The sequence below is a fragment of the Mesorhizobium sp. USDA 4775 genome (assembly GCF_054062655.1).
The window spans coordinates 6,470,001-6,472,012 of sequence record NZ_JBSSFM010000001.1 but is presented as its reverse complement, the minus strand read 5'-3'; the positions used below and the strand labels follow the sequence as shown (position 1 = coordinate 6,472,012).

Sequence of the window (2,012 nt, the reverse complement as noted above, 5' to 3'; positions counted from 1 at the left end):
TTGGAGCCAACGTCGCCAACGGCTGCCTCCCGCCCAGCGGCCCGCAAGCAGACAAAACCGAAGCCGCACGACAGATAAGCCAAATCCCTCTCCCCAAAACCAAACCAAAATCGGCCCGCCTGGCTCGAACCAGCGGGCCGTTTTGCATTCGAGCCCAATGGAAGAACGCCCGGCAACGACCGAAGCGAACAGCGAAAGCCGAATCGGAGCGGCGACCGCAACCAAATGCGAAGTGAATTTAGCAGGCGGGGGCTACTGTCTCGGCCAGCCTCAGTGCTCGTCGGCTCGCTTTTATGACCCGACTTAAACACCGCCTGTGAGAATATGTCATTAAGTCAGCATGTTAGGCGCGCGCCGGCGCGTGTTACCACTACATTTTGGGGGGATCTCAGGCGAGTTGTTCGTCGAGGTTGTGTGGCAGAGCGATGCCAGCTGCCTTGAAGACGTTGCCCACTTGGCCGGTGACGTGAGTTCTGGTTGTGACGATGCGACCATCCTTTTCGATGGTGGCTTCCTGGAGGCGATCGAGATCGCGTAGGAGCGGCTGCCATTCGGGCGTCAGGCCTTTGGCCCGGCAGAGGCGGCGCAGTTCCTTGCTGAGCACGAGCGCCAGGAACGAGCAGAACACATGCCCGCGGATGGCGGCATCGGATTGGTGGAAGATCGGCCGGGTATTGAAGGTTGCCTTGGCGGCGCGGAACAGGCTCTCGACCTCGAGCAAATCGCGATACCGCAGCACGGCCTGGAGCGGGGTCACCTTCGCGTTGGTCCGCACCACGGTGATACCGTCGTAGCGGGCTTCCTCGGCAAGCTTGCCGACATCGATCTTGAAGTTCTTGCCGCCGGCCTTGAGGTAACGCCGGTAGGCCGAGTTGCCGACCAGTGCCTTGTCGCCCTTCTTGAGCTGTGCCTCGAGGCCGGCGATGATCGCCTGGCGGTCGGCCTTGTCCTTCTCGGCCTCGGCGTCATTGCGGCTGACGATGTAGCGGTCTTTACCGAACTTGACCTCTTTGACCCACAACTGAGTTTCACCGCGCTGGCGCTCGAGAACGAGCGGAACCATCGGCGCCGTGTCATTGAGCACGACGTTGTGGATCACGCTGCTCGAGCGTTCGCGGGCCCCCAGAATGTATTCCATGCCCAGCTTTTCGAGCGCGGCGATGGTATCGGCGCTGATCATGCCGCGATCGGCGACAACGCAGGCGCGTGTGACGCCGAAGCGCGTTCGCAGCCGATCGACCACCGGCAACAGGACGGTCACGTCAGCGGTGTTGCCAGGCACCATCTCGGTGCAGATCGGCCGGCCCTCGCCATCAACGACCAGCGCCAGGATCATTTGCGCCAGATCGGGGCGGAAGTCCTTGGAATGCCCGCGCTTGCCCAGCGTCTCGCCGCCCGCGCCGTAGAAGGATAACGAGGTTGTGTCCATGAACACAAGGCTGAGGTCGGTGAACAGGTCCTGCCGGCGCGCGAAGAGCTTTTCCTCGATCACGTCTTTCACGCAGCGCGCCACCAGCGCGCCTTGCGCCTTTTCGCCGCGTTCCTCGCCCAGCCACGCCATGGCCCGGTAAAAGTGATGGAGCGCCAGACCCTCGGCGCCCTCGATACCATAATCGGCCATCCAGTTCGCGCAGTCGCGGTCCGAGCCCGACACGAACAGCCGATGCAACGTGCCAATGAACACCGCCCGTTCCACCGCAAAGCCGAACTGGCGCCCTTCCAGCACCTCTTCCAGCACATCGCCAATCCCGAGCCGCTGCCACAGCCGCCCGAACAACAGCGGACCGCCAATGCGGCGAGAGGCAATCCGCCCCGCGTCAATGTCGGACAGGATGAGGCTGCGTTCGCCATGGCGCGCAATCGAGGCCGCCAATCTGTCAAGTTCGCCGCTGGCAACCAGCGCATCCTTGCGGCCCAGTGCCTTTATCGTGCGCTGGCGAACGGTTTTGCCGTCGCGGACACTTTCCACGAGGTAGAGATAGCGATGGCCGCGCGCGACTCTCTCAACGACA

The 2,012-nt window shown here is 62.8% G+C and carries 1 protein-coding gene (only partly in view); it reads right to left on the bottom strand.

Features of this window, described 5'->3' with window-relative positions:
• Positions 1-388: 388 nt before the first annotated feature.
• Positions 389-2,012, bottom strand: partial view of an IS1634 family transposase gene (locus tag ACVILI_RS31775; protein WP_038655116.1) — the 3' portion only. It continues 5 nt past the right edge of the window; only the last 1,624 of its 1,629 coding nucleotides appear in the window; its start codon lies off the right edge, out of view; the stop codon is at positions 389-391.